At 51.8% G+C, this 25,411-nt stretch carries 23 protein-coding genes; 3 read left to right on the forward strand and 20 right to left on the reverse strand.

Annotated features, from left to right (window positions below; translation table 11 throughout):
* Positions 1 to 25: 25 nt before the first annotated feature.
* From JXO48_02365 to coaBC, 5 genes are all read right to left on the reverse strand, one after another.
* Positions 26 to 688, reverse strand: a complete 663-nt coding sequence (locus tag JXO48_02365) for an MtnX-like HAD-IB family phosphatase (GenBank protein ID MBN2282711.1) — start codon at positions 686 to 688, stop codon at positions 26 to 28.
* Positions 689 to 749: 61 nt separating this feature from the next.
* A complete protein-coding gene (locus tag JXO48_02370; GenBank protein ID MBN2282712.1) occupies positions 750 to 1,505 on the reverse strand; it encodes a slipin family protein in 756 nt (251 codons plus the stop codon).
* A gap of 104 nt (positions 1,506 to 1,609) precedes the next feature.
* Positions 1,610 to 2,920 carry a nodulation protein NfeD gene (locus tag JXO48_02375; protein MBN2282713.1) on the reverse strand — a complete coding sequence of 437 codons (1,311 nt, stop codon included), beginning with the start codon at positions 2,918 to 2,920 and terminating at the stop codon, positions 1,610 to 1,612.
* Positions 2,921 to 2,957: 37 nt separating this feature from the next.
* Entirely contained in the window at positions 2,958 to 3,683 is a 726-nt protein-coding gene (locus JXO48_02380; GenBank protein MBN2282714.1) for a uracil-DNA glycosylase, read from the reverse strand.
* Positions 3,667 to 4,884: a bifunctional phosphopantothenoylcysteine decarboxylase/phosphopantothenate--cysteine ligase CoaBC gene (coaBC, locus tag JXO48_02385; GenBank protein MBN2282715.1), complete on the reverse strand. Its 1,218-nt coding sequence runs from the start codon at positions 4,882 to 4,884 to the stop codon at positions 3,667 to 3,669. The genes JXO48_02380 and coaBC overlap by 17 nt, the downstream gene beginning before the upstream one ends.
* A gap of 303 nt (positions 4,885 to 5,187) precedes the next feature.
* On the opposite strand from coaBC, the gene JXO48_02390 reads away from it, so the two are divergent.
* Complete coding sequence (locus JXO48_02390) at positions 5,188 to 6,528, forward strand: M23 family metallopeptidase (GenBank protein ID MBN2282716.1); 1,341 nt, start codon at positions 5,188 to 5,190, stop codon at positions 6,526 to 6,528.
* A gap of 116 nt (positions 6,529 to 6,644) precedes the next feature.
* Here the strand turns inward: JXO48_02390 and rapZ are convergent, their stop codons facing one another.
* The 15 genes from rapZ to JXO48_02465 form a co-directional block, all read right to left on the reverse strand.
* The gene (gene rapZ, locus JXO48_02395; GenBank protein ID MBN2282717.1) at positions 6,645 to 7,511 is read right to left on the reverse strand and encodes an RNase adapter RapZ; all 867 of its coding nucleotides are present in this window, start codon (positions 7,509 to 7,511) and stop codon (positions 6,645 to 6,647) included.
* Positions 7,512 to 7,589: 78 nt separating this feature from the next.
* A complete protein-coding gene (locus JXO48_02400; protein ID MBN2282718.1) occupies positions 7,590 to 8,054 on the reverse strand; it encodes a PTS sugar transporter subunit IIA in 465 nt (154 codons plus the stop codon).
* A gap of 47 nt (positions 8,055 to 8,101) precedes the next feature.
* Positions 8,102 to 8,644 (reverse strand): ribosome-associated translation inhibitor RaiA, encoded by a 543-nt coding sequence (gene raiA / locus JXO48_02405; protein ID MBN2282719.1) that lies wholly within the window; start codon positions 8,642 to 8,644, stop codon positions 8,102 to 8,104.
* A 148-nt stretch (positions 8,645 to 8,792) separates the two neighbouring features.
* Positions 8,793 to 10,232, reverse strand: coding sequence for an RNA polymerase factor sigma-54 (gene rpoN, locus JXO48_02410; GenBank protein ID MBN2282720.1), 1,440 nt, complete (start codon positions 10,230 to 10,232; stop codon positions 8,793 to 8,795).
* Positions 10,233 to 10,297: 65 nt separating this feature from the next.
* Positions 10,298 to 11,017, reverse strand: coding sequence for an LPS export ABC transporter ATP-binding protein (gene lptB, locus JXO48_02415; protein ID MBN2282721.1), 720 nt, complete (start codon positions 11,015 to 11,017; stop codon positions 10,298 to 10,300).
* The gene (locus JXO48_02420) at positions 11,014 to 11,595 is read right to left on the reverse strand and encodes a hypothetical protein (protein ID MBN2282722.1); all 582 of its coding nucleotides are present in this window, start codon (positions 11,593 to 11,595) and stop codon (positions 11,014 to 11,016) included. Before JXO48_02420 ends, lptB begins: the two co-directional genes overlap by 4 nt.
* Positions 11,579 to 12,163 (reverse strand): LPS export ABC transporter periplasmic protein LptC, encoded by a 585-nt coding sequence (gene lptC / locus JXO48_02425; GenBank protein ID MBN2282723.1) that lies wholly within the window; start codon positions 12,161 to 12,163, stop codon positions 11,579 to 11,581. Before lptC ends, JXO48_02420 begins: the two co-directional genes overlap by 17 nt.
* A 49-nt stretch (positions 12,164 to 12,212) precedes the next feature.
* Positions 12,213 to 12,764 (reverse strand): HAD hydrolase family protein, encoded by a 552-nt coding sequence (locus tag JXO48_02430; protein ID MBN2282724.1) that lies wholly within the window; start codon positions 12,762 to 12,764, stop codon positions 12,213 to 12,215.
* Position 12,765: 1 nt separating this feature from the next.
* Positions 12,766 to 13,611 (reverse strand): 3-deoxy-8-phosphooctulonate synthase, encoded by an 846-nt coding sequence (kdsA, locus tag JXO48_02435; GenBank protein ID MBN2282725.1) that lies wholly within the window; start codon positions 13,609 to 13,611, stop codon positions 12,766 to 12,768.
* The gene (locus JXO48_02440; GenBank protein MBN2282726.1) at positions 13,608 to 15,602 is read right to left on the reverse strand and encodes a tetratricopeptide repeat protein; all 1,995 of its coding nucleotides are present in this window, start codon (positions 15,600 to 15,602) and stop codon (positions 13,608 to 13,610) included. Before JXO48_02440 ends, kdsA begins: the two co-directional genes overlap by 4 nt.
* A gap of 9 nt (positions 15,603 to 15,611) precedes the next feature.
* Complete coding sequence (gene xerD, locus JXO48_02445) at positions 15,612 to 16,499, reverse strand: site-specific tyrosine recombinase XerD (protein ID MBN2282727.1); 888 nt, start codon at positions 16,497 to 16,499, stop codon at positions 15,612 to 15,614.
* A 396-nt stretch (positions 16,500 to 16,895) separates the two neighbouring features.
* On the reverse strand, positions 16,896 to 17,279 hold the full coding sequence (locus JXO48_02450; GenBank protein ID MBN2282728.1) for a type II secretion system protein: 384 nt from the start codon (positions 17,277 to 17,279) through the stop codon (positions 16,896 to 16,898).
* Between the two features lie 329 nt (positions 17,280 to 17,608).
* Positions 17,609 to 17,992: a prepilin-type N-terminal cleavage/methylation domain-containing protein gene (locus tag JXO48_02455; GenBank protein ID MBN2282729.1), complete on the reverse strand. Its 384-nt coding sequence runs from the start codon at positions 17,990 to 17,992 to the stop codon at positions 17,609 to 17,611.
* 260 nt (positions 17,993 to 18,252) lie between these two features.
* Entirely contained in the window at positions 18,253 to 19,620 is a 1,368-nt protein-coding gene (locus JXO48_02460) for a sigma-54-dependent Fis family transcriptional regulator (GenBank protein MBN2282730.1), read from the reverse strand.
* A 3-nt stretch (positions 19,621 to 19,623) separates the two neighbouring features.
* Positions 19,624 to 21,279, reverse strand: a complete 1,656-nt coding sequence (locus JXO48_02465; GenBank protein ID MBN2282731.1) for a hypothetical protein — start codon at positions 21,277 to 21,279, stop codon at positions 19,624 to 19,626.
* Between the two features lie 127 nt (positions 21,280 to 21,406).
* Here JXO48_02465 and JXO48_02470 point away from each other — a divergent pair, with 127 nt between their 5' ends.
* Positions 21,407 to 23,875, forward strand: coding sequence for a DNA internalization-related competence protein ComEC/Rec2 (locus JXO48_02470; protein ID MBN2282732.1), 2,469 nt, complete (start codon positions 21,407 to 21,409; stop codon positions 23,873 to 23,875).
* A gap of 249 nt (positions 23,876 to 24,124) precedes the next feature.
* Positions 24,125 to 25,411, forward strand: coding sequence for a histidine--tRNA ligase (locus tag JXO48_02475; GenBank protein MBN2282733.1), 1,287 nt, complete (start codon positions 24,125 to 24,127; stop codon positions 25,409 to 25,411).

Below are 25,411 nucleotides of genomic sequence, written 5' to 3' on the forward strand. Positions count from 1 at the left end.
CATGAACGGACGCATCGACGGCCGTTCATGTGTTGTTCAGATGATTTTGTATATCGCCAAAGTTCGAGTATCGGATGCACTCCTTACCATTTTCCAAACATTTTTCAAAGAGGATACTTTTTGCAAAAACAAAATCCGCCTCGCGGGAGGGGCACACGTCAGAATGACCGTCACCGACATATACCACCGTGTCGAATTCTTCCCGGTATTTTCTCAGAATGGACAGCTTGCAATTTCCGCATCGACGGCACTCTTCATTGAAATGGGGAAATCTGACGGATATGTTCCCGTTTTCATGAAATACGGCACAATTCGAGTAAACAGGTATGGTTTCAAGGCCGATCGTTTCGAGAACCGCTCGAATATAGAAATCAAGACCGTCGGAAACGATGATGAAAGAAAATCCCTTCTCTTTACAGAACCGGTGAAAGTCTTTGAAATAGGGGTCGACCTGTACACGGGCCATGACATACCGCGTGATCTCTTCTCTTGAGACAGAGAAAAGCGCCGCGATCATCTCATAGGCATGACGCGAACCGATCTCGCCGGCGCAATAGGCCCGGTTGATCTCCTCCCAGCCGTCGCCGGCATAGCGGGTGATAACGTCATGCCCCATGTCATTCGCCGCTATGGTACCGTCGAAATCACTGATTACAAGGGTTTTCCCCCACGCTTTGTTCATGCTCATTTTCAGGAACCGCTCATCCCGGTCCCGGCCTGCCTGAAGTATCCGGGATCACCCTGCCGGATCATTTGTCCTCCCTGCCGACGGGTTGCAGAAAGGGTTTCACGAGATCGATCGGTATGGGGAAAAGTGTCGTCGAATTGTTCTCCGCGGCGACGAGCGCAAGTGTCTGGAGGTATCGCAACTGCAAAGCTATCGGCTGCTCCGCAATCACTTTACCGGCGTCTGCCAGCTTCTGAGCCGCCTGGAATTCGCCTTCCGCACTGATGACCTTCGCCCGCCGATCCCGCTCGGCCTCGGCCTGTTTTGCCATGGCACGCTGCATTTCCTGGGGAAGATCGATATGCTTCACTTCCACGGTTGTGACCTTAATGCCCCAGGGATCGGTGCTGCGGTCGAGAATTTCCTGGAGGTGGGTATTGATCTTTTCCCTCTCCGACAGGAGTTCGTCCAGTTCGACCTGGCCGCAGACACTCCTTAGTGTCGTCTGGGCGAGCTGTGACGTGGCATAAAGAAAATTCTCCACCTGGATGACGGCATCATTCGCGGACATGACCCGGAAATAGATAACGGCGTTGACCTTGATCGACACGTTGTCCCGGGTGATGACATCCTGTGGCGGCACATCCATAGTGATGATCCGCATATCTACCTTCACCATACGGTCGATTACGGGGATCAGTATGATCAGCCCCGGTCCCTTGGTATCGATGATCCGGCCGAGCCGGAATATGACGCCACGTTCGTATTCATTAAGAATCCGAATGGCAGCCGCCAGGAACATGACGACGAGCACCACGATGGTAATAATGGTATACATGATATCTACCCTCCTCTATTCATTTCGAACCATTAACGACTTCGTAAAACATCCATATGCCGCGTCCTTATCCTTCTTTCTTCGGTACGACCTTACAAAAAGGATCAGGACGTTTTTTCCACCGTCAGGTTCAATCCCTCAACACCGGTCACCACGACAGGTTCACCCTTTTCGATGGGTCCCTCACTCCTCGCATTCCACAGTTCACCTTTTATCAGGACCTTCCCTTCTTCATGAATATCGGTGGCTGCGGTTCCCTGATGTCCGATCATGGCCTCCCTCCCGGTCACCGGTCTCCGAAGCTGAGCCCTGACGGCGAGAGATATGACGGCGATGAAGAAGAGAGACACGAACGTAATGGTCGGGATCATGACCCTGAAGGACACTTTCAGGGCGGGAATGGGCGACTCGAATAGCATCAGTGACCCCAGAACCAGAGAGATGATCCCGGCGACGGTCAGCATTCCGTGGCTGACCACCTTGATCTCGGCCACGAAGAGTATGACGGCGAAGATGATAAGTACGATCCCGGCGTAGTTCACGGGCAGTGTCTGCATGGCGAAGAAAGCGAGAATCAGGGATATGCCGCCGACCACACCGGGAAGGATCGCGCCGGGATGGGCAAACTCGAAATACAGTCCGGCAAGTCCTATCATCAACAGGAGATACGCAATATTCGGGTCGCTGAGCGTCACCAGGATCTTGTCCCGGATCCCCATTTCACGCTCGTCGAGAAGCGCGCCCGCCGAACGCAGGACCACCTCCCCCTCCGGTAACGAAACCGCTCTCCCGTCCATCTTCTGGAGAAGCTCCGTTGGCGTGCCGGCAATGATATCGATGACATTGATGTTTCGTGCTTCTTCCGCTGTTATGGAAACACTTTCCCTAACTGCCTGTTCCGCCCACTGTGCGTTCCTTCCCCGTTTTTCCGCGATACCGACCGCATAGGCAACGGCATCGTTTTCGACCTTTGCGGCCATTGTTTCATCCATCTTGCCGCCGATCCCAAGGGCGACAGGATGCGCCGCCCCGATATTCGTACCTGGTGCCATGGCAGCGATGTGCGCCGACATGGTTATCATGACACCCGCTGATGCGGCCCGTCCCCCCGACGGATATACGAAGACAATAACGGGGATCCGGGAACCAAGTATTTCCTTGACCATATCTCTCATGGCCAGATCAAGGCCGCCCGGTGTATCAAGAAGGATAATGATGCCGTCGGCACCCTCTTCCTGCGCTTCCCCAATATTCCTGATGACATATTTCGCCACCGCCGGTGTAATGGCGGAATGGACGGTGATCATGTTAAAGACCGGTGTCTCCGCCCGGGCGCTCACAGGGCACGCACCGAGCCACCCGATGATCATCATGATACCTGCCGTTATCAAAAGAGAAGATCCCATTCTTTTCATTGCACCACTCCCTGAGGGCCGTGAACCGGCCCTGCTTTCATGACATGCCCAGCTCTTTCATGATCAACCTGACATCGCTCCATACCTGCTTCTTTTCACCGGGATTCCTCAGCAGATAGGCAGGGTGATAGGTCGGCATGAGCTTTATGCCTTGATAGACATGAAAAGTCCCCCGAAGCTTTGATATGGGTGTGTCCGTCTTCAGAAGCGTTTTTGCGGCGAATGTGCCGAGGGCGCAGATGACTCGCGGCCGGATCGCCTGAAGCTGCTTGACGAGGAACGGTTCACAGATAGTTATTTCATCCTGCAGCGGGTTTCTGTTTCCCGGCGGACGGCATTTCAGAATGTTGCAGATATATACGTGATCCCGTGAAAGTCCCATTGCCTCTATGATCCGAGTCAGAAGCTGTCCGGCCCTGCCGACGAAGGGACGACCCTGAAGGTCTTCCTGCTCACCCGGCGCTTCTCCAACGAACACCAGTTCCGCCCGTTCACTCCCCTCTCCGAACACAAGGTTTCTTCGCGTTTTGGAGAGGGGGCACCGCCGGCAATCGCCCAGTTCCGCGCGAACCTGCGCTAGCGTCACGACGGACGGCGGATATTCCGGAACCTGTTCCATCGTTGTCGAGTCACCCTGCACGGCTTCCGTGACATCCGATACTTCCCGGTATTCAAGCGCCACACCATGTCCCTCGTTCACGGAATCCGCGACCCACGGTTTCAGGGCCTTCACCAGGGAGAGGAGCTCACCTTTCGGGTCCATCTTTTCGCCTTTCGTCGAGCAGTTTTTTTACACGGTCCAGGATCGCTCCCGCCACTTCTCTTTTCGTCATAATGGGCAATGCCTCCACTGCTCCCCGCCTGTGGATTATTTTCACGATGTTCGTGTCGTACCTGAATCCCGCACCCTCCGTCCCCAGGTCGTTCGCCACGATAAAGTCCATGTTCTTTTCCTTCAATTTTTTCCTGGCGTTCTTTTCAAGTTGTTCCGTTTCCATGGCAAAGCCGACCAGGATACGATCCCCTTTCTCTTTGCCGACCTCGGCAATGATGTCGGGGTTTCTTTCGAGCTGCAGGGTCAGCGTGTCTTTCCCCTTCTTTATTTTTTGTTCCGATACGACGGATGGACGGTAATCGGAAACGGCCGCCGCCTTGATAATGACGGAGGAGTCACGCACATGAGCAAGAACGGCCGTTCTCATTTCCTCAGCGCTCATAACATTTACGCAGGTGACCCCGCCGGGTACCTCCAGGTCCGTGGGACCGCTGACAAGGATCACGGAGGCGCCCCTTTTCTTTGCCTCCGCCGCAATGGCGTATCCCATTTTCCCCGATGAATGGTTCGATATGTACCTCACGGGGTCCATGGCTTCCCGTGTGGGACCGGCGGTCACCAGTACCCGCTCACCTGAAAGGTCACCGGGAGTTACGATGGAGTCGATCTCCTCGATGATGGCTTCAACAGGGGGCAGACGTCCCGGACCTTCCGTCCCGCAGGCCATCATGCCGCTCCGGGCATCGAGAATGAAATAGCCCAGGGAAACAAGTTTTTTCATGTTCTCCGTGACAATGGGATTTGTGTACATACGGCTGTTCATGGCAGGACACAGCAATACCGGGGCTTCCGTGGCCATGATCGTCGTTGACAGGAGGTCATCGGCAAGGCCCGCGGCGATCTTGCCCAGGATGTTCGCCGTGGCCGGCGCCACGACCATGATGTCGGCCGACCTGGCCAGTGATATGTGACCGATCTCCCATTCACCGATCGGGCTAAACATGTCCGTATGTACCTGATTGCCCGTCAGGGCCTGAAGGGTCAGGGAAGATATGAACTTTTCGGCATTTTCGGTCATTATCACCGTTACGGTATCGCCGCGCTTCACGAGCTCCCGGGCAAGTTCAGCCGATTTATAGGCTGCGATCCCTCCCGTAATTCCCAGGACTATGTTCTTTTTTTCTTTCATGAACGAACGTATCGCCATCCTTTCCTGAATAAAGGATCTCTCCATATCTCTCAGTTGGTGTCGGTGTCTGTCCGATGTCCACGACAGGCCCCTTGACAGGACCCGGTTTTTCTGTTGATAGTAGGGCTCATTGAAAACAGGCCCGAAAAAACCTCATCAGCCTCAAACCGGCGGAGATATGTGAAAAACTGTGAAAATATAACAGTGATCAGGTGTAAGGTCAATGAATTAAGGGCCGTCGGAGAGCACCATTCCGAAGTTCGACGCTTCGTTTCTCAAAATCAATCTTAAGGGGAGTCAGATATGAAAAAGTACCGTACCATGCTCATCTTAACCTTCATTATTGTTCTCGCGTTGGGCGCATTCTGGTTCTTCTTCACCTACTGCGAGGGGGAAAAACCATCCATAGTTATGGAATCCTTCAACGGCGTGATCGGAACCGAGGGACGGATAACGATCGATTTCATCGATACGAAGACGGGCCTTCGTGATATCGCCGTTTCAGTGACACAGGAAGAAAACAAACATGTGCTTCATTCACTTACCTATCGGATGCGCGGAATCCATCACGAAACCGTCAGGATAGCCATACACCCCGGGGATATTCCCCTGAAGGACGGACGGGCGCGCCTCGATATGTCGGCCGTTGACTACTCTCTCAGAAAAAATACCTGTCATGCGACCCTGGATGTCGTCATTGATACCACACCTCCTCGGATAGACCCGGTTTCCACGCAGCATTACCTTAACATGGGCGGTTCTGGTGTCGCCCTCTATCATCTCTCCGAAGAAAACACCACAACGGGAATACTCGTCGGTGATGACTACTTTCAGGCATATCCATTCGTCATCAATGGGGCGAAGGGATATGTCTGTTACTTTGCCTGCCCCCTCGAGCTCGAGGAAAACGATATCAGTCTCAACATCATCGCGGAAGACGCAGCGGGCAATCGTTCTCTCTGCTCACTTCCCCATCATGTCCGCGACAGGAAATTCAAACGTGACACCATGAACATCAGCATGAGCTTCCTGGAGAAAAAAATGCCCGAATTTCGGAGGATGATCAAGGGTATGGAGCAGGCATCCCTTCTCGAGGTGTTCAGGTATGTCAATGATACGATGCGACAGGATAATTTCAAAACAGTTCAGCAGATCTGCAGTACATCTGAACCGCGGCAACTGTGGGAAGGAACGTTTCTCAGGATGAAGAATTCCGCCCCGATGGCCCTGTTCGGGGACCGGCGTACCTATTGCTGCGAGGGGAGCGATCTGGGAAAAAGCGTACATCTCGGTGTCGACCTTGCCTCGGTCCAATGCGCTCCCGTTGAGGCAGCGAACACGGGAATGGTCGTGTTCGCCGATTACCTCGGCATATACGGAAATACGGTTATCATTGACCACGGCCTCGGGCTTTTCAGTTTTTACGCGCACCTTTCATCGATAAATGTAGCAACGGGCGAAGGGATCAACAGGGGTGACATTATCGGAAAGACGGGAACTACGGGCCTGGCAGGCGGTGATCACCTGCACTTCGGCATGTACGTCGGGAACAGGTTCGTCAATCCCCAGGAATGGTGGGACCCCCACTGGATCCGGGACAATGTGACGAAGAAGATGGAAGGGATTAACGGATTAACGGATTAACGGATTAAGGGATTAAGGGATTAAGGGATTAAGGGATTAGGGGATTAGGGGATTAGGTAATCCGTAACCCGTAACCCGTAACCCGTAATCCGTAACCCGTAATCCGTAATACCGTTTTACCCCCTCCCGATATCCCGATGATTGATGGTTACTGAATATTCCTTGCCGGCGAAGTGCTGTGCGAGTTGGTTGAGAATGACCACGGAGCGGTGTTTTCCACCGGTGCAGCCGATGGCGATGGTCAAATAGGATTTCCCCTCCTTTTCAAAAAGCGGCATCAAGAAATCAACCATATCGAGGAGTCGCTTGACAAAACGTTTCGTGTCGGCCCATTTCATGACATACTGTTCCACTTTCTCGTCGTTACCGTCGTACTTCTTCAGGTCTTTGACAAAATAGGGGTTGGGGAGGAACCGTACATCAAACACCATGTCCGCTTCCAGAGGAAGTCCGAAGCGGTAACCGAAGGACATCAGGTGAACGGTCATCTTTTTCCCTTCGGCGGGTGCGAGATAATACTGCTGAACCAGTTCCTTCAATTTATGTACATTGTAGTGAGATGAATCGAGAACGGTGTCGGCCATTTCTCTCAATGGCGCGAGCGAAAGGCGTTCAACCTTGATACTTTCAAGAATGGAGCCTTTTTCGGAAACCGGATGGACCCGGCGTGTTTCACTGAACCGGTGAAGGAGTTCCTCATCACCTGCTTCGAGAAAGAGAATTTCTATTCTGAACTTTCTTTTTTTGAGACGTGAGATCACCTCGAGATAATTTTCAAGGAAATATTTTTCCCGCAGGTCCATGACAATGGCCACTTTTGATATCTCGCTCGTGGCACCCGACTGCATTTCAAGAAATTTTTCCAGGAGAAGGATGGGGAGGTTGTCGACACAAAAAAAACCGATATCTTCAAGGGCCCGGAGAGCGGTGCTCTTTCCTGACCCGGAGAGACCGGTTACGATGACGACCCGAAGATTCTTCATAAGAATCACTGACACGTATGCAGGTTGTAAAAAAACAGAATTCCAGACCGGCACCGGTCACATGCCGGGACATCCGCATTAGAGAAACGATCTGTCCTTCTTCTCTATTATCGAATATATCTCCTGCGCAGAGGAGGCTTTCATCAGGTCACTTCGAAAATCCCCGTCTTTCAGCATCCGCGATATCTTTGCCAGCGCCTTGAGGTGCTGCCCCGCGGAATTTTCAGGCGCCATCAGAAGAAAGAAGAGGTGTACGGGTTTCCCGTCAAGAGAATCAAAATTGACGCCTTCGGTGCTTCTCCCGAATGATATGATGAGGCCGTCCAATCCCCCCAGTTTTCCGTGGGGGATGGCGATACCGTCACCGATGCCGGTACTGCCGAGTTTCTCCCGGTCAAGAAGGACCGACACCATCCTGTCACTGTCGACGCTGATGTTCTCTTTCTTGAATATTTCTGAAAGTTCGACGAGGACCTCCCGTTTTGTTCTTGATTTCAGTTCGTCTATAACAAACTGTTCCTTCAATAATTCAATAATATACATGCTCTTCTCGTTCCCGTCCCCTGGATTGACGGTAATCACGAATGGTTTCAGTTCGTTTCTATCAGCGTGAACCCTCCGTCATCCCGACGATAGATCACGCTGACCGCCTCAGAGGCACTGTCACGATAGATAAAAAATCTGTTCTTTGATTCTTCCAGCATCAGAACCGCATCGTCAAGCGACATCGGTTGCAGGGTCATTTTTTTGACTTCCACATTTCGAGAGGGTTCATCGACATCTTCAAAGGCAACATCCTGACCTCCTCCCGGAAATGGTTCTTTCCTGGCCCTGACAGCGTTGTCCTTGTGGTTTCTCGTTTTTTCCCTGATTTTTTTGATCTGCCGTTCTATCTTGTCGGTCACGGTATCAACGGCAAGTACCATTTCCTTGGCCTCTTCCCTTCCGTTGACATTCATACCCTTGGCAAGGATCTTTATTTCAGCCACATTTCTGAATTTTTCAACTGAGAGGGTTACCTGCGCTTCCACCGGCTTGTCGATATATCGTTCCAGCTTCGACAATCTTTTACTGACATAGTCTTTCAGCCAATCTTCGGCGTCCGTGTTCCGAAATGTCACTGATATGTTCATAGACATGCCTCCTTCTACGGTACATCCATAAAACAAAATTCCGGGATACCTCCACCGGAAATGTTTTCAGGAAAATGACACGGTTGTCTCTCGGCAACAAAGCATCGTCTTATAGGGGAGATGAGGTAAAAAGTCAATATCTTTCCCTTTAAAAAAATTTTTTTCGTTTTGATGAAGGAATGATGCCCATCATTTCTCTATACTTGGCAACCGTTCGCCGGGCGATGGAAATATGCTGCTTTTTCAGGAGTTCGACGATCCGACTATCGTTACAGGGGTTTTTGGGGTCTTCTTCACTGATTATTTTTCGGATCGCCTCCTTGACACTTTCCGATGCGATAGTGTCCCCGTCGGTCTTGCTGATCCCGCTGTTAAAGAAATACTTGAGCTCGAACATCCCTCGCGGGCAATGCATGTATTTATTCGTCGTTACCCTGCTTATGGTCGATTCGTGCATTCCCACGTCGTCGGCTATATCCCTCAGTACCATCGGTTTCAGACAGGAAATCCCCTTGTCGAAAAAGTCCCTCTGGTGGTTGACGATGCTCTCCGACACACGATAGATCGTTTTCTGCCTCTGCTGTATGCTTTTTATGAGCCATGTGGCCGATTGCAGTTTTTCCTTGATATATGCCTTGCATGATTCTCTCTTGCTGTTGCTTTCGCCATCGGTCAGGATTCTCCGGTAAAAATCGCTGATGTGCAGGCGCGGCAGCCCATCGTCGTTCAGGACGATCCGGTAGTCGTCACCCACCTTGAACACGAACACATCGGGCACGATATACTGCGGCCGCTCTTCATTGTACACCAGCCCCGGACGCGGATCGAGGCTGCTGATAACCCGCACGGCCTCCTGGACCTCCTCGATAGTGACTTTCTGTTTTCGCGCGATACTATGATAGTTCTTTGTTTCCAGGTCCTTCAGGTGCTCCCGTATGATCCTTTCGGCAAGGGGCGTATCGACCACAAGAGAGGTGATCTGGAGCAGGAGGCATTCCTGCAGATTCCGCGCGGCGATACCGGGAGGATCGAATTCCTGCACTTTTTTCAGGACGGCTTCCGCCGCCTCGGGTGTTACGGCTTCGATTGCGGCGATCTCTTCCACGGTGGCTTTCAGGTAGCCGTTGTTGTCAAGATTGCCGATGACCTGACGTCCGATCCGCTTTTCTTCTTCATCAATTCGTGAAAGATTGAGCTGCCACAGGAGGTGATCCGTCAGTGAGGCGGTTTGTGTGAGCACGTTCTCCAGGGGAGGCGCCTCTCCTTCCTCCCGATAGTAATTCACGCCGACGGGACCGAAATCTTCGAGGTATCCGTCCCAGTCGAACTCATCACGACCGTCGCCCTCACCGGTGATCTCGGGGGTTTTTTCTTCGGCCTTGAACTCGTCGATCTCCGGGGCCGCTTCGGTCTTTATGTCCTCTTCATAGGTGCGCTCCTCCAGAAGGGGGTTCTGCTCCATTTCCTGGTTGATCGCATCGATCAGTTCGATCCGGGAAAGTTGCAGCAGCTTGATGGACTGCTGCAATTGCGGGGTCATGATCAACTGTTGCGTCAGTTTTAAATGTTGCTTTAATTCAAAGGCCATTATTTCTACCAAAACATCCTGTGTTCGCTGCCGGGACACGACAACCCCCGGCATACCATCCTGCCCTACAGATCAAAATCCTTGCCGAGATAAAAGGTGCGGGCCACCTCGCTGCCGGCGATGTCGACAGGATCACCCTCGATCAGGATGGTCCCCTCGTTGACTATGTACGCCCGGTCACAGACCTTGAGAGTTTCTCGAACATTATGGTCCGAGATCAACACCCCGATCCCGCGCTCCCTGAGCTTTCTGATAATGTTCTGAATGTCGGCAACCGCGAGCGGATCAATCCCGGCGAAAGGTTCATCGAGAAGCATATAGCGTGGTGACGTTACCAGCGCCCGGGTTATCTCGACACGGCGGCGTTCACCCCCTGAAAGCGAGTACGCCATATTATCCGCCAGATGAGTGAGATCCAGTTCCCGCAGAAGCTGCCGGAGCTTTTCCTTTTTTTCCTCATCACTTCCCGGAAGGGTTTCAAGTATCGCTTGAACGTTATCCCTCACGGTAAGTTTTCTGAATACCGAGGGCTCCTGGGGAAGATAATTAATTCCCTTGCGCGCCCTGAGATACATGGGATCCAGGCTGATATCCCCGCCGTTCAGGAGGACCCTGCCTGAATCAGGCCTGATAAGCCCAACAATGATGTAAAACGTCGTTGTCTTTCCCGCACCGTTGGGCCCGAGAAGCCCGACAACCTCGCCCTGTCGTATGGACATGGTTACATCATTGACGACCGTTCTGCCGTTAAACGACTTTACCAGTGATTCCGCTGTCAGCATCATTGGGCCGGTCCGCCATCATGTTCGGGGCTTTTCCCCCCGGACTCGTTCTCCTGTGCCGGATAGATCGTGGCCCGAACTCTCTTACCGTCGGAACTTTCAACGGTTCCCCGGTTCTCGGAGAGGAATATGATCATCCGTTCTCCCTGGATGACCTGCGTACCCTCCTGCATCACGACGTCTCCCGTAACCGTGATCGTCTGGTCCCGGTTTGAAAAGAGCGCGTTGTTCCCCCTCACGAGCTTTTCGCCCTGTCGGATCTCCACATTTCCCCGGGCTTCGATCCTCTCAATGGCGCTGTTCTCCGTAATACCCTGACGAACCGTATCCGGTGTTCCCCCCTGTTCATCCGAATAATACAGATAGAGGGAATCGGATTTCATTGTCACGTCATCGCGGTTCACGACGACATTACCGGAAAACACCACCAGCCTGTCATCCTCGTATGCATCGAGGCGATCGGAGAGTATCGTTATCGCATTCCCCTGCTGTGTCTGCATCGAATGAAGAACTGGCGGGCTGAGAAATACCGGGATGATGAAAACGATCAGGTATATAAATATGTTATGTTTTCTGAACATGCAGTCCCTTCACCGCTTCTCCCTGATGTTTCATTCCCTCTATCCGGGCACGGACATGGGAAGTCATCTCAAGCCTCCTGTCCCTGAGGAACAGTGTCATACCACCACCTTCTATCGTCATGGTCCGGTTCTCGACGATCACCGGTCCCTCCGCTGATATTTCCTTTTTTTCCGCTTTGTAAAGTGCCTGTTCCGTTCGTATTTCCTCATTCTGATCGGAACGTACGACCACGTTCCCATATACTTCGATATTGCCGGTGTCGGTATGGAGGGTCCCTTCCCGAGCCGTCAATACATAGGCGGCCCCGTGAGATGTGATGAGGCGGATACGGACGTTCTTGAAGATCGACAGGTTCTCCTGCTTCATATAGGTCGCCTGATCGGCTCCTATTTCCCAGGAAGCATCCGGATCACCGACTTCCGTAAAATGAACATCCGTTATCTGAAGATTGACATTATCAGGAAGGATGGTGAGAGCCACCCCGCTCATTTTCCCCTGGGAAAGAACCATCAGTGCCGCGAAACCAACTATGATTACGAGAATGATTCCCGTAAAAACTTTTTTCATCAAGGGTAGTACCGCATTCCATACTAAATTTTATTGAAAAATATAGCATTCAGTCCTCGTTATGTAAAGGCATATGACCGGTTTCCTCCATACTGTATCGTTCGGTCACGGTATGCCAATTCCCCTGTATTTTCAGGATCAGATCACAGACCTCCCTGACCGCTCCCTCACCTCCCCGTGTTGCGGTCACATAATGAGCCCGTTGCCTCACATAATCGGGCGCATCGGCGACGGCAATCGCAAAACCCACTTTTCGGAAAACAGGTATGTCCACCACATCATCACCCACATAGGCGACCCGCTCACCGCTTAAACCACGATCCTCGAGGATCTCATCGAGCACCCGTCCCTTGTCCTTGATACCCTGATATACCCCACCGACACCGAGCTCATTGGCCCTGTGCTCAACAACGCGGGATGTTCTTCCCGTCAGGAAAAGGACCTCTATACCCGAACGCATGAGCAGTTTCAGTCCATGGCCGTCCCTGACATGAAACTGTTTAGACTCCGCTCCCTGATCATCAATGATGATCCGTCCATCCGTCAGCACCCCGTCCACATCGAGGATCAGCAGGGCAACCGGAGCTACGCGCCGCCGTATATCATTCTTTTTCTCGTTCATAATGTATTCTCTTCACCGTTTCATCGATTTCTTTCAGGATCTTCAGTATGTCGGGAAGTTCTGCCATTGCAATTGAATTAGGACCGTCACAGAGCGCCTTGTCGGGCCGCTCATGGACTTCCATGAAAATCCCATCGACACCGACCGCGGCCGCCGCCCGCGCCAGGTGAAAGGCCATTTCCCGGTCCCCGCCCGAGCATGTCCCCGCACCACCGGGTGACTGGACACTGTGTGTCGCATCGAAAACCACCGGGGAACCGAACCCTCTCATCAGTGGGATGGACCGCATGTCGGCCACAAGGGTATTATAGCCGAAGCTCACACCGCGCTCGGTTACCATTACGCGCTTATTGCCCGCCGCAAAGACCTTTTCGATCACCTGCGATATGTCCCAGGGTGCCAGAAATTGTCCCTTCTTTATATTGACGATGGCCGCACGTCGGGCCACTTCCATGACAAAATCGGTCTGCCTGCAGAGAAAGGCAGGGACCTGCACGACATCAAGTACATCGCATGCGGCTTCTATTTCCTCGAAGCGGTGTACATCGGAAAGTACGGGAACGGACATTTCTCTCTTGACCCTGTTCAGTATTCTGAGACCCTCCTCAAGCCCCGGTCCCCGGTACGAATCCTTTGATGTGCGGTTCGCCTTGTCGAAGGATGACTTGAAAATGAACGGTATCCCCAGTGTCCCCGTCAGATCTTTCAGAAACTCCGCCGCCGACAGAGTGGATTCCTCGTTCTCGATAACACAGGGACCCGCGATGAGAACGAAGGGTTCGTCGCCTCCTATGGAAAAATCCTTCAGACGGATCTTCTTCATCACTGACTTCCCCCGTGTTTCTGCTGCAACATCTTTATCTTCATGGTCGTCATCTTTTGTGCCGCCTCCGCGGCCCCCGGATTTATCTCATGGGCGTTCCGGTACATTTCGTAAGCTTCCTCGAACATTCCTTTTTTCTCATAGATCGATCCCATGCCGAAATAGATGGAATCATCCTCCCGGTCATATCGAAGCGCCGCTTCATAATTTTTGAGAGCCCGATCATTATCGCCTTTCAATCCGTAAAGATATGCAAGGTTCGCATAAAAATCGGCCCGTTTTGAATCGATTTTTATCATGTCCCGATAGGCGGCGATAGCTTTATCATACTTTTTCGTTTTCATATAGTATTGCGCGAGATAGGTAAGAACCTCTTCATCGCGGTGTGATGCGTTGTATTTTTCGAACTGCGACACGGCGGCCTTTTCATTTCCCGTTTTTCTGTAGGACAGGGCCAGGGCATATCTGACCGCGTCGCTTTTCATCCCGCCCTGCACTGCTTTTTCAAGACTTTTCACGGCATTTTTGTAATCTCCAAGAGCGGAGTTTGCAATGCCGATCCCGGCGTGTGCTTCGAGGTTGTCAGGGTCACCGGCGAGTATTTTTTTATACAGGTCCCGCGCATCCTCATAATCTTTTTCCCGCAGTCTGAGGGCCGCGAGCTTCGACAGGGCATCCCCGTCGTTCGGCTTCAGTTCGAGGACCTTGGTATACAGGTCGACCGCCTCCTTGAAACGCTTTGCTTTTTCATAGGCCGTCGCAAGGTTGTAACGGATTACGGCGTCTTTGGGACTGAGGGACAGAGCCTTTTCGTAGTTTGCGATCTCTCTCGTCACGTTCCCAAGACCGCTGTAAGCAAGGCCGATATTAGCGTAGGCCGCGGCATTGCTCGGCTGCCTGGCAATGATCTTCCGATACAGTTCCACTGCATTGTCATATTTCCTGGTCCTCAGATAGGCATCGGCAAGTGCGCTCATGACAACCACATTACCCGGCATGCTCGAGAGGACCTGCTCATATTCGCCTATCGCATCGGCGGTCTCCCCCAATTTTTCGTAAGCCTCCGCAAGCCGATACCGGACTTCGATCATTTCCGGATTCAATTTCAGAGAAACCCGATAATTCGCCGCCGCCCGTTTCCAGTTTTCCAGCTTCCCGTAAGCATAGGCGATATTCGCGTATGCCCCGTCATCCCTGGGGTTAAGTCGAATGATCCGGCGGTAGACGGGCAGGACCTCCTGATACTTTGCCCGTTCCAGATAGAGCCGGGAAAGTTCTATCAGAGAAGGAAGGTCATCCGGTTTGAGCTTCAGGACCTTCTCATATTCCGCAATCCCTTTCTCCTGTGCTCCTGACACCACATACAGATGGGCCAGAGTTTTTCTCACGGCAATATCTTCCGGTTTCATTTCAACGGCCCGTTCGAGGTAATCGATGCGTGATGTTTCTTCCTCTGATTGTTTGGCAAAGCGCAGCCAGTCCTGTGCGGTAACGGAAATGATCATGGGTATCGCCGCGATTGCCTTCCCCCTGTAATTGACGACGATATTCATGTTACTTTCATGTTTTCCTGAAACGACCTGATCGATGAGCGCCTGCCCCTGGAGCAGTCTTCCCAGGTCATCCCCGGTCCCGATCCCCTCAACATCGACGGTTATGCCCCGGTTGAAAATCGAATCGGTGGAAATGTCCTTGACGACGAACTCATCCCGATAGGTGACCTCAAATGAGTCTCCTTCTGTGAGCCGGAAGTCTTCTCCGTTTTTCTCGACGACAAGAAAATATAATCCCGGTCGTTCTCCCATGACCGTGCAGAAAAAGGCGTTTCGTGCCCGGCCGCAGAGATCCGCGGCCCGGTCCACAACTCCCGGAACGCTCAGGGTAATAAGCACGCCCGCCAGGAATGCCGCTGCTGCCACCGTCAGCGGTATCCAGATTCGCTTTCTTTTTCGCGGTTCCGAGTCAACATCTTTCCGCTCTTTGTAATATTCCATGCCCCGTTCCTATCCTCTCGGATGATATTTTCTGTGTATGTCCTTCAGTCTCTCCCGGGTAATATGCGTGTATATCTGTGTGGTTGATATGTCGGCATGCCCCAGCATCACCTGGACGGCCCTCAGATCCGCGCCACCGTCAAGAAGGTGTGTCGCAAAAGAATGACGAAAGGTATGGGGATGCACCTTTTTCTGAATGCCGCAAAGTCCGGCATACTTTTTCAGGATCTTCCAGAATCCCTGCCTTGTCAGGCCTCTTCCCGATCTGTTCAGGAAAATCACATCCGAGCGGACACCTTTGAGCAAAACCGGACGGGCCGCATCGATATAGGTACGAAGGCGGTCAAGCGCTTTCCTCCCTACCGGTACGATGCGCTCCTTGTTTCCCTTGCCCACCACGATCAGATACCCCACCTGCCAGTTGATATTGTTCATGGTTAGAGATATCATTTCCGACACACGGATCCCCGTTGCGTACATCAGTTCGAGCATAGCCGTATCCCTGATCGCAGCCGGCGTCTCACTGCCAGGTTTTTCGAGGAGCATGCGCATTTCGGCAACCGATAACGTATCGGGAAGTCGCATCCACACCTTCGCGAGCTCGATGTGGGCAACCGGGTTTTTCTCCAGCACATTTTCCCTGAGCAGGTGTTTGTATAATCCCCTGATGCAGGCGAGGCTTCTGTTCACGGACGTTGCCTGTAATCCACCCCCCCGCAATAACGCAAGGAACGAAATAACGACATCCGGTGTTACTTCTTCAAAATCTCTGTGATCTCGCGATTCGAGAAACCCGACGAAGCGGTTCAGGTCACGGCTGTACGCTTCCAGCGTATTGCGTGAAAGTCCCCGTTCAACGGCCAGGTAGTTCAGATATTCATCGACATGCCCGTGCATCGTATGCCTCGTCGTGGTAACGATGGTAGTCTAAAGAATGAAACCGAGGAATGCAAGGATGATGTGGGAAGATCGGCTACTGCATGCCGGCTGAAGTGGGTTTTTCACCCCTCACTGCACATCCCTTTTTCGCCTGGCCCGAAACGTTTTTGATACATCTACAGTCAGTGGCAAAGGGGCAAAGCGACAAAGTGGCAAAGTGAAAAATTCACGAGACCCCGTGCAGATCCCTTTTGAAGTTGCCATTGAAACTTTTTTTAAGGGTGCGGGATTCAAGAATCAGGAATTGTTATTCGGAAAATCAGTATTGCTTTACAGTTGCGTTGGTGCTTCTGTCTTATGTTTTGTGATTTTCACTACGTCGCTTTGTCGCTTTGCCCCTTTGCCACTTCTAGCTTATTGATATTCTGTGATATTACCGTTATCGTCGACGACATAGGTGATCGTGCCTTCGTCGTGCCTGAAGGTCGCATCACAGGTGACCATGCGGGTTCCTGCATCAAAGGTATATTTTCCTCCTACCATGGTCCTTCCCGTATATGCGTCCGGTAGATTGCTCCTGTCAAAAACGACGCTTTCATTGAGTGTTGCGTATGCACTCGCGCAACTGTAAAAATTTCTTGCGTCGGATTTCGCCTCCGCGTTATAGCCCTTCTGGCGGTACTGAATGAATTGCGGAATGGCGATAGACATCAGGATGGTGATAATGGCGATGACAGCCATTATTTCCACCAGGGTAAATCCACTTACTTTTCCGTACCGACGTTTATACACCCCCATACCCCCCTTTATGTATCTCTACCTCCCCACATTCTCACGTCTGACATTATCGTTGAATGAATACGACTACTGACGGATAGTAAAAAATGAATGTGAAAAACGCAAGATATTTTAAAGAAATACAACCGTACGTGAAGTGTGAGGCGTTAAGCGATATAATTTCAGGATTACGGATTACGGATTAGAGGATTACGGATTACGTATCCCGAATCACGATTTTCCTCACCCAGGCACTTAGGCACTCAGGAAATACCATCAGAAACAACAAGGGGGAGGCATCTTGGGTTCGCCTCCCCCTTGTGTTTCAAATGGTAAAATCCGGCTTCATATTACGGAGTTGCAGCTGATGTGATCACACCGGCGGCATCGACCGTATAAGTCAGTGTACCGTTTGCATGTGACGTGGCCATACTCAGACCAGTCATCGAGCCGTCGGTGACCGTGAGCGTTACACCACTTGATTTGTTCCACCCATTAGCCGTGAGAAGGGCCTCTGTGACGGTTCCCGTGGGGTTCTCTGAAAAATAGGCCTGCGCCGCCGTATAGGCGTTCTTACAGTCCGCGTTGGCCGCCGCGTTGAAACCTCTCTGGCGGTATGCCGTGAACTGCGGGATGGCGATGGCCGCGAGAATACCGATAATCGCGATGACGATCATCAGTTCGATCAGGGTAAAACCTTTCTGTCCTCTCTTTTTGTTCAGTTTCATCAACATGGTTCCTGCCTCCTTAAAGTAGTTTTTTAAGCCCCGACATTCTCCGGAGAGAACGTCCGCACCTTATTGTGCATTTGATAGTCAATTGGAGCAATCTTCATGCCACACTTCATTGAGCTTCCTGCAATCATTCAAAAAAGGAGGACTACCGCTTGATATCACTTATTTTATTCATATCCATCATGTGAATTATATCCGGGGGAATACCGTTCCACGCTCCGGAGAAATCGAAAATATTTACCGGTTTTCGGAAAAATTTTCTACTGAATACCCAATTTCTTGATCTTGTAACGAAGAGAGTCAAAATTCTCGTTCAGGTACTGGGCCGCTCTGGTCTTTGAACCCTGGGCCTTTTTGAGCGCCTTTTCTATCAGAGTCCTCTCGAATCGGGCGACCTCCTCGGCAAGATCGATCCCTTCATCGGGGATATCGGAGTCGGCATATACGGCGGGATTGGTCTCTCCTTTCTGCGTTATGACCAGATTCTCGGGAAGGATGATGTTCGTCGTCTCCAGGGCGACGCTTCGTTCTATTATATTTTCAAGTTCCCTGATATTTCCCGGAAAGGGATATTCCATCAGTAGTTCCAGCCCGTATGACGACATCCTGTTCACTTCCTTGCCCATTTCACGGGAATATTTTTCAATAAAGTGCTTTACCAGTAACGGAATATCATCTTTTCTATCCCTGAGCGGGGGGACGTTCACGGGGATCACGTTTAATCGATAAAAGAGGTCCTCTCTGAACTCACCCTTTTCAACCCGCTCCTCGAGGTCCTGATTTGTGGCGGAAATGATACGTACATCGACCCTGAAATCATCGGTCCCGCCGATTCTCCGAATGGTTTTTTCCTGAACGGCCCGTAGAAGCTTGACCTGGAGGAAGGGGGAAAGTTCACCGATCTCGTCAAGAAAGATGGTGCCGCCGTTCGCGTTCTCGAACAGACCCGCCTTGTCGGCGTAAGCCCCGCTGAAGGACCCTTTCATATACCCGAAGAGCTCGCTTTCCAGCAGGGTTTCCGGTATCCCACCGCAATTGATGACGACAAAGGCATTTTTCCTGCGCGGGCTGTACTCATGGATCGCGCGGGCGACCAGCTCTTTCCCCGTACCGCTTTCGCCGAGTATCAGAACATTTGCCGTGGTATCGGCGACTTTTTTTATCAACTGGTAGACCTTTATCATTCCTTTACTGGCGCCGATCATGCCCCCAAAGGAAACGGCATCCTCAACACTTTTGATGAACCTGACATCTCCTTCACGAACGCCTTTTTTCTTGAGGGCGTCTTTCACGATCACCTTGAGCTCCTCGATATCGAAATCCTTTTCTATATAGTCATAGGCGCCTTCCTTCATGGCTTCAAGGGCCGTCTCACCGGAAGCGAAAGCGGTAATAACAACGATCATTGTTTCCGGTGATATTTCCTTGACGGCCCTGAGGAGATCGATGCCACTGAATTTCGGCATCTTGAGATCCGTCAGGACCAGGTCGAATTTGTTTTTCTTACAGATATTGAGGGCTTCTCTGCCTCCCGGTGCCGTTTTAACCTTATAGCCTTCCCTGGTCAGCATGATCTCGAGAAAGTCCCGCATTCCCTGGTCATCGTCCACCACCAGTATTGATACCATCGGCTACCTCCCGTGTTCATTCAAAGGAAGCAGAATGCTGCACCGTGTACCTTCGTTCGGACGGCTCATCACGGTGAACGTTCCGCTGTGGCTCTTGACGATCCTGTTCACGATCGCCAGGCCCAACCCCGTGCCCATTTCCTTTGTCGTAAAAAACGGCTCCAGGATCCTGTCCATGTGTTGTTCCTCTATGCCGCATCCGGTATCGGTGACCGATATTTCCAGAAGCTCCCGATTTCGAGCATCGGCGATTATTTCCGTTTTCAGGCTGAGTGTCCCGCCATCATGCAACGCCTGGATCGAATTGATGACCAGATTCCACAGGGCCTGTCGGATCTCCAGCTGGTTTCCCCGGAGCGTGTTCGAATCAGCGAAGGAACAGGTTATCGTGATATCATCATGCCAGTCCGGATTGACCTGGACAGATTCCACTATATTAGTCAACATTTCCCTGATGTCTATTTCAGTATAGTTTCCCTCCTGCGGCCGGGCAAGGAGCAGGAAGTCCCGTACGAGCCCCTCGACCTGGTCCTTTCCCCGCAATATGATATCCATCAATCGACGATCCGTTCCATCAAGCCGCAGATCACGTTTGAGAAGCTCCACGGAACCACCGATGGACGCAAGGGGCGTGCGCAGTTCATGGGCAAGAACAGCGGTCATTTCTCCTATCAGGGCAAGACGCTTGTTCCTCTCCACTTCATGCTCCATTTCCTTTATTGTTGTCAGGTCCTCAAATATCAGGATACGTCCGATCTCACTTCCCGAACTGTCGACCAGGGGATGCATGGAAAAGCCGAGAATCATTCTTTTCCAATCCTCGGTCATATAGGTGAATTCAAAATTCTTCACCTCCCCGTTCATCTGTTCGGTAATGTCCGGGAAGAGGCTGTTCATGGGCCGGTCTTTGTATCCGCCGAGCGATCTGGAGCAGATGACCTCCGCCGCCTTGTTGAAGGACTTGATGTTTCCCGCAAGGTCGGTGGTTATGATCCCCGAGTTCACCGACTCGATGATGCTTCTATGCAGGAGGTCGAGATTATCGAAAGCGCTTTCCCGCTCCGACAGCAACGCTCTCATGCGCTTTTCCTGTTCAACGACGAAACTCGCCAGGAAGGCAATAATATAAAAGGAAACAACGTTAGCTAAAATTCTCGAGAATACTGAGCCGGCGCTGAAGGCATAGGGCCGGACCTCCGTGTAGATCGGGCTTATGAACCCGAAAAATTCCATTTCAAGCAGAAGTCCGTATAGGACACTGCAGAGCGTGGCGACCAGGATGCCTCCCCGTCTTTCTATGAAAAGCACGGTATAGATGATCACCATGGGGTAGAGCGTCGCATACATGCTGTCTATGCCGCCCGTTACGAAGACGAGCGCCGTTATCAACAGCACGTCGACGACGCTTTGAATGTAGACATTGAACGCAATGCTTCTGACGATGCGCGACATGAAAACATACAGGATCGAAAGAATATAGGTTGCGGCGATTATGATATAGAGAAAGTACTGTAATGTTACCGATGCCGACACGGTTCCTTTCAGCTGTATGTAAGCGCTGATCCCCAGAAGAACGGAAACAATGACGACGCGGAAAAACATCAGCCAGCCCAGACGATTCGTCAGTGGCCTTTCCGCCGTGTCATGAAATGTTTCCACGATCGTTTCTTTCACCTTTGTATTGCCTTATTTTGAGTATTCGTGGTATTTAATACACTAATTTTATCGTTTCGTCTTCCCCGATTTCACGTACATCCCCCACAAAACAAAAAGGAATGACAGTTATATGAGCCGGCCGGTCGTTTTTCTGCTCACCGCCCTGTCGATAGGGATTTTCTTCGGACAAGCCATATCAGTATGCAACATTGTCCTCCTGTCCCTCCTTTTCATCACGATGATATTCCTTCTTGTATCACTGATATACGGGAAGACAAACTGCTCGTTCATGTTCATCGTCCTGTCCTTCTTCTTCCTGGGTGCGCTTCTCATAAACCGGTACCTGTATCCCCCACCTCGCGTGACGGACCTCGACAACTACCGTGTGGAACGTGAAAAAATCGTTCTTGAGGGAATCGTCGACGAACCTCCCCGATTCATGGAAAACGGTACCGTTCTGATCATACAGGCATCGGGCATCCTGAGAGAAAACCGTTTCCAGCGGGTAAAAGGCAAGATCCGCCTGTCTGTTGCGAACAACACATATCCCTTCCGCTACGGCGATTATATCCGTGTTTTCACCACGCTTAGAATACCTCGCAATTTCAACAATCCCGGAGGATTTGATTATCGCCGTCACCTCCTCTATCAGGAAATCCGTTTCCAGGCATCGGTCAGCAGGCCTTCGGATATTACCGTCCTGAGGAGAAACCGGGGAAACATTTTGCGATCGATCATCGAGAACTACCGAACCTCGCTGAGCGATATGATACAAGACGCCCTGCAGCAGCCTGAACAGGGAATTCTTCGTGCCCTCACGCTCGGCGACCGGAGCGGGATTTCTCAGGAGATGTACGAGATGTTTTCAAACGCGGGGGTGTCCCATATTCTCGCCATATCAGGACTGCATGTCGGCATCATCGCATCTCTGTTCTTTTTCGGACTTCAGGGTCTTATGAAGCAATGGCCCTGTCTCCTTCTCCGTTTTGATATTCAGCGTTTCTGCGCTTTTCCCTGCGCCTTCGTTATCATCGGCTATTTCTGTATCACCGGATGCGGCATATCGACCTTTCGCGCCACCATCATGATCCTGACCTTTCTGCTTTCCTTTTATGTCGGCAGGGATCGCGATCCGGTCAATACCATCGCTCTTGCAGCGTTCATTATCCTGCTGATCGACCCACCCGCTCTTTTCGCCGTTTCCTTCCAACTGTCCTTTGCCGCCGTGACGGCCATTGTTGTCATCATGCCCCTCCTCAATTCCCTGTTTCCAATGGATGTGACCGCAACGGCCGGCCGATACGGTCGTATCCGGCGTTCATTCATACTCTTTTCGATGGTGACCCTTTGCGCCACTATCGGAACGGCCCCCCTGACGGCCTTTTATTTCAACAAGATCTCCCTGATCACCCTGGTTGCGAACATCATCGTGGTTCCGCTGATCGGCTTCGCCGCCCTTCCCCTGGCAATGTTGTTTATCATAATCGCTCCCGTATCCTCCGGAATTGCTCTTTTTTTCCTGGGCCTGGCATCGCTCATTACGAAATTCACCGTGTCCATCATAACATTGCTTGCCGGTATTCCCCGGTCTGTTCTGATGGTCGCCACCCCGTCTCCGGCGGTTATCGTTCTCTATTATCTCAGCGTTGCCGCGGCGATCCCGGTCCTTCGAAGAAAAAAGGAACGTCGCCCCGTTCATGCCGGCCTGGCGGCCGCGCTCTGTCTGCTGGTCCTCACCACTTTTGCCGCTGCAGGATTCCCTCATCTACGGCGATATTTCCGTCATGACCTCGCGATCACCTGCATCGATGTCGGCCAGGGGAGTTCCGCGCTGCTGCAATTCCCCGGAGGCGGGACCATGCTTGTCGACGGCGGCGGTTTCTACAGCCGTCATTTCGATGTCGGGCGGTATGCCGTTTCCCCTTTTTTACGCCATGAGGGGATCAACAGGCTCGATATCGTTGTGCTGACCCATCCAGATTGCGACCATCTGGGCGGGCTGCCATACATCCTGAAACATTTCTCCATCGGAGAGGTATGGACGAACGGCGACGGAACCGACACCGAACAATACCGGGAGTTCCGGCGTATCATGACGGCACGGAATATTCCCCATCGGATCATGCATGCCGGCTCGGTGCCCGTCACCATCGGTGATTCGTTCATCTCGGTGTTAAGTCCGCCCCCGCCGGACAGTGAGATCGGTCGGAACTTCTTCCCCGGTGATACGAACAACCGGGGACTTGTGCTCAAAGTGTTTCATCGCGGTCGCAGTATACTGCTTCCGGCGGATATCGGAGAACCCGCAGAGAAACGGCTTGTTGATACCGGGTGTGACCTTGAAAGCACTGTCATACTTGTTCCCCATCACGGTTGTCCCACGTCAAGCAACCGGTTTTTCCTCGAACACGTGCGTCCTCGATTTGCCTTGTGCAGTTGCGGTTATTTTAATACCTTCGGGTTTCCTCATGCCGACGTGCTCCTCCGGTACCGTGAGGCGGGTGCCGGGTTTTTCCGAACCGACCTGGACGGCGCCGTTACCGTCACGATCAATGAAGAGGAGATCACCGTAAGGTGTCATGGTGTTCCCGATCAGTAACATGTATGACGTTGGTAAAATTAGTCCCTTTACAAAAATCTGTAAAACCGTAATAAATGAGATTGCTTTGTATGCCCAGGGGAATAAGGGGGCGGGGATCGGGATTCGTAATCCGTAATCCGTAATCCGTAATCCGTAATCCTCTAATCCATAATCCATGCAAAGCCCGTGAAGTCATCACAATTAATTGCTTTTCAAGGGTAAATATGCTATCAACTCACGCTCTGAGACAGGGGAGTTCATGAGAATATGGCCAAGATCACATCAGTAAGAGGGTTCAAGGATATTTTACCGGACGAGGCCGGCAAGTGGCATGCCGTTGAAAGTACCGCACGAAGGATATTCGCCGATTTCGGTATCCAGGAAATCGGCATTCCCATTCTCGAAAAGACGGAACTCTTCAAACGGGGTATCGGGGAAACGACGGATATCGTCGAGAAAGAAATGTACACTTTCCTTGACCGGAACAATGAGTACCTGACACTCCGGCCAGAAGCGACGGCATCGGTCATCCGCGCCTATGTGGAGCACCACCTGTACGAAACGTATCCGCTGGCGAAACTCTACACCATCGGCCCCATGTTCCGTCGAGAGCGCCCGCAGAAAGGCAGATTCCGGCAGTTCCACCAGATAAACGTTGAATACATAGGCCAGGAAGATCCTCATGTCGACGCGGACCTTCTTTTCATGCTGATCCATTTTCTCGAAGCGGTCGGTCTCACGGAGCTCAATCTTGAATTGAACTCGCTCGGGTGCGCTCAATGCCGCCCTTCATTCAAGCCGCGGCTCCTCGCCTTTCTCAATGAACGCCGTGACGGGCTTTGCGAGGATTGCCGTCGCCGGCTCGAGACAAATCCATTGCGTGTCTTTGACTGCAAGGTCGAAAGCTGCCGGGAGATCATAGCCGGCGCGCCGCTGATGCTGGATTTCCTCTGCCCTGAGTGTATCGACCATTTCGATCGAGTTCGGGCATATCTTGATGATCTCGACATTTCATACGGCGTGAACAAGCAGATGGTCAGGGGACTCGATTATTATACGCGAACGGCCTTTGAGATCACCACGCACGCCCTGGGTGCCCAGAACGCCGTAACGGGCGGCGGAAGATATGATGGTCTCGTCGAGCTTCTCGGAGGTCCCGCCATACCCGGCATCGGCTTCGCCATCGGCTTCGAACGCCTCGTCTCCATGATACCGAAAGAGAACGAGGAATATCTGGACCGTCCCGATCTCTATATCGCCTCCCTTGGAGAAGAAGCCCGGCATTTTGCTTTTCTTCTCTGCAACGCCCTCAGGAAAAGGGGCATAAAGGCCGAGACCGACTTTTCCGTAAAGAGCCTGAAAAGCCAGATGAAACGATCGGACAAGCTGAACTGCCCATTCACCCTGATCGTGGGCGAAGAAGAAATGAAAAAGGGAGAAGCACCGTTGAGAAACATGATCACAAAGGAACAGCGCGCTATCGTCACCAAAAGTATCGATGGCGCCCTTGAAACACTGGCTCCGCTGCTGGTCGTCGAATCCACTGATAAATAA

The sequence above is a fragment of the Deltaproteobacteria bacterium genome (genome assembly GCA_016933965.1).
Classification (GTDB): Bacteria; Desulfobacterota; Syntrophia; order Syntrophales; family UBA2210; genus JAFGTS01.

Coding starts and splice junctions, on each gene's coding strand:
- JXO48_02365 (MBN2282711.1), bottom strand. CDS start 688: ATGAGCATGAACAAAGCGTGGGGGAAAACCCTTGTAATCAGTGATTTC.
- JXO48_02370 (MBN2282712.1), bottom strand. CDS start 1,505: ATGTATACCATTATTACCATCGTGGTGCTCGTCGTCATGTTCCTGGCG.
- JXO48_02375 (MBN2282713.1), bottom strand. CDS start 2,920: ATGAAAAGAATGGGATCTTCTCTTTTGATAACGGCAGGTATCATGATG.
- JXO48_02380 (MBN2282714.1), bottom strand. CDS start 3,683: ATGGACCCGAAAGGTGAGCTCCTCTCCCTGGTGAAGGCCCTGAAACCG.
- coaBC (MBN2282715.1), bottom strand. CDS start 4,884: ATGAAAGAAAAAAAGAACATAGTCCTGGGAATTACGGGAGGGATCGCA.
- JXO48_02390 (MBN2282716.1), top strand. CDS start 5,188: ATGAAAAAGTACCGTACCATGCTCATCTTAACCTTCATTATTGTTCTC.
- rapZ (MBN2282717.1), bottom strand. CDS start 7,511: ATGAAGAATCTTCGGGTCGTCATCGTAACCGGTCTCTCCGGGTCAGGA.
- JXO48_02400 (MBN2282718.1), bottom strand. CDS start 8,054: ATGTATATTATTGAATTATTGAAGGAACAGTTTGTTATAGACGAACTG.
- raiA (MBN2282719.1), bottom strand. CDS start 8,644: ATGAACATATCAGTGACATTTCGGAACACGGACGCCGAAGATTGGCTG.
- rpoN (MBN2282720.1), bottom strand. CDS start 10,232: ATGGCCTTTGAATTAAAGCAACATTTAAAACTGACGCAACAGTTGATC.
- lptB (MBN2282721.1), bottom strand. CDS start 11,017: ATGATGCTGACAGCGGAATCACTGGTAAAGTCGTTTAACGGCAGAACG.
- JXO48_02420 (MBN2282722.1), bottom strand. CDS start 11,595: ATGTTCAGAAAACATAACATATTTATATACCTGATCGTTTTCATCATC.
- lptC (MBN2282723.1), bottom strand. CDS start 12,163: ATGAAAAAAGTTTTTACGGGAATCATTCTCGTAATCATAGTTGGTTTC.
- JXO48_02440 (MBN2282726.1), bottom strand. CDS start 15,602: ATGGAATATTACAAAGAGCGGAAAGATGTTGACTCGGAACCGCGAAAA.
- xerD (MBN2282727.1), bottom strand. CDS start 16,499: ATGCACGGGCATGTCGATGAATATCTGAACTACCTGGCCGTTGAACGG.
- JXO48_02450 (MBN2282728.1), bottom strand. CDS start 17,279: ATGGGGGTGTATAAACGTCGGTACGGAAAAGTAAGTGGATTTACCCTG.
- JXO48_02455 (MBN2282729.1), bottom strand. CDS start 17,992: ATGTTGATGAAACTGAACAAAAAGAGAGGACAGAAAGGTTTTACCCTG.
- JXO48_02460 (MBN2282730.1), bottom strand. CDS start 19,620: ATGGTATCAATACTGGTGGTGGACGATGACCAGGGAATGCGGGACTTT.
- JXO48_02470 (MBN2282732.1), top strand. CDS start 21,407: ATGAGCCGGCCGGTCGTTTTTCTGCTCACCGCCCTGTCGATAGGGATT.
- JXO48_02475 (MBN2282733.1), top strand. CDS start 24,125: ATGGCCAAGATCACATCAGTAAGAGGGTTCAAGGATATTTTACCGGAC.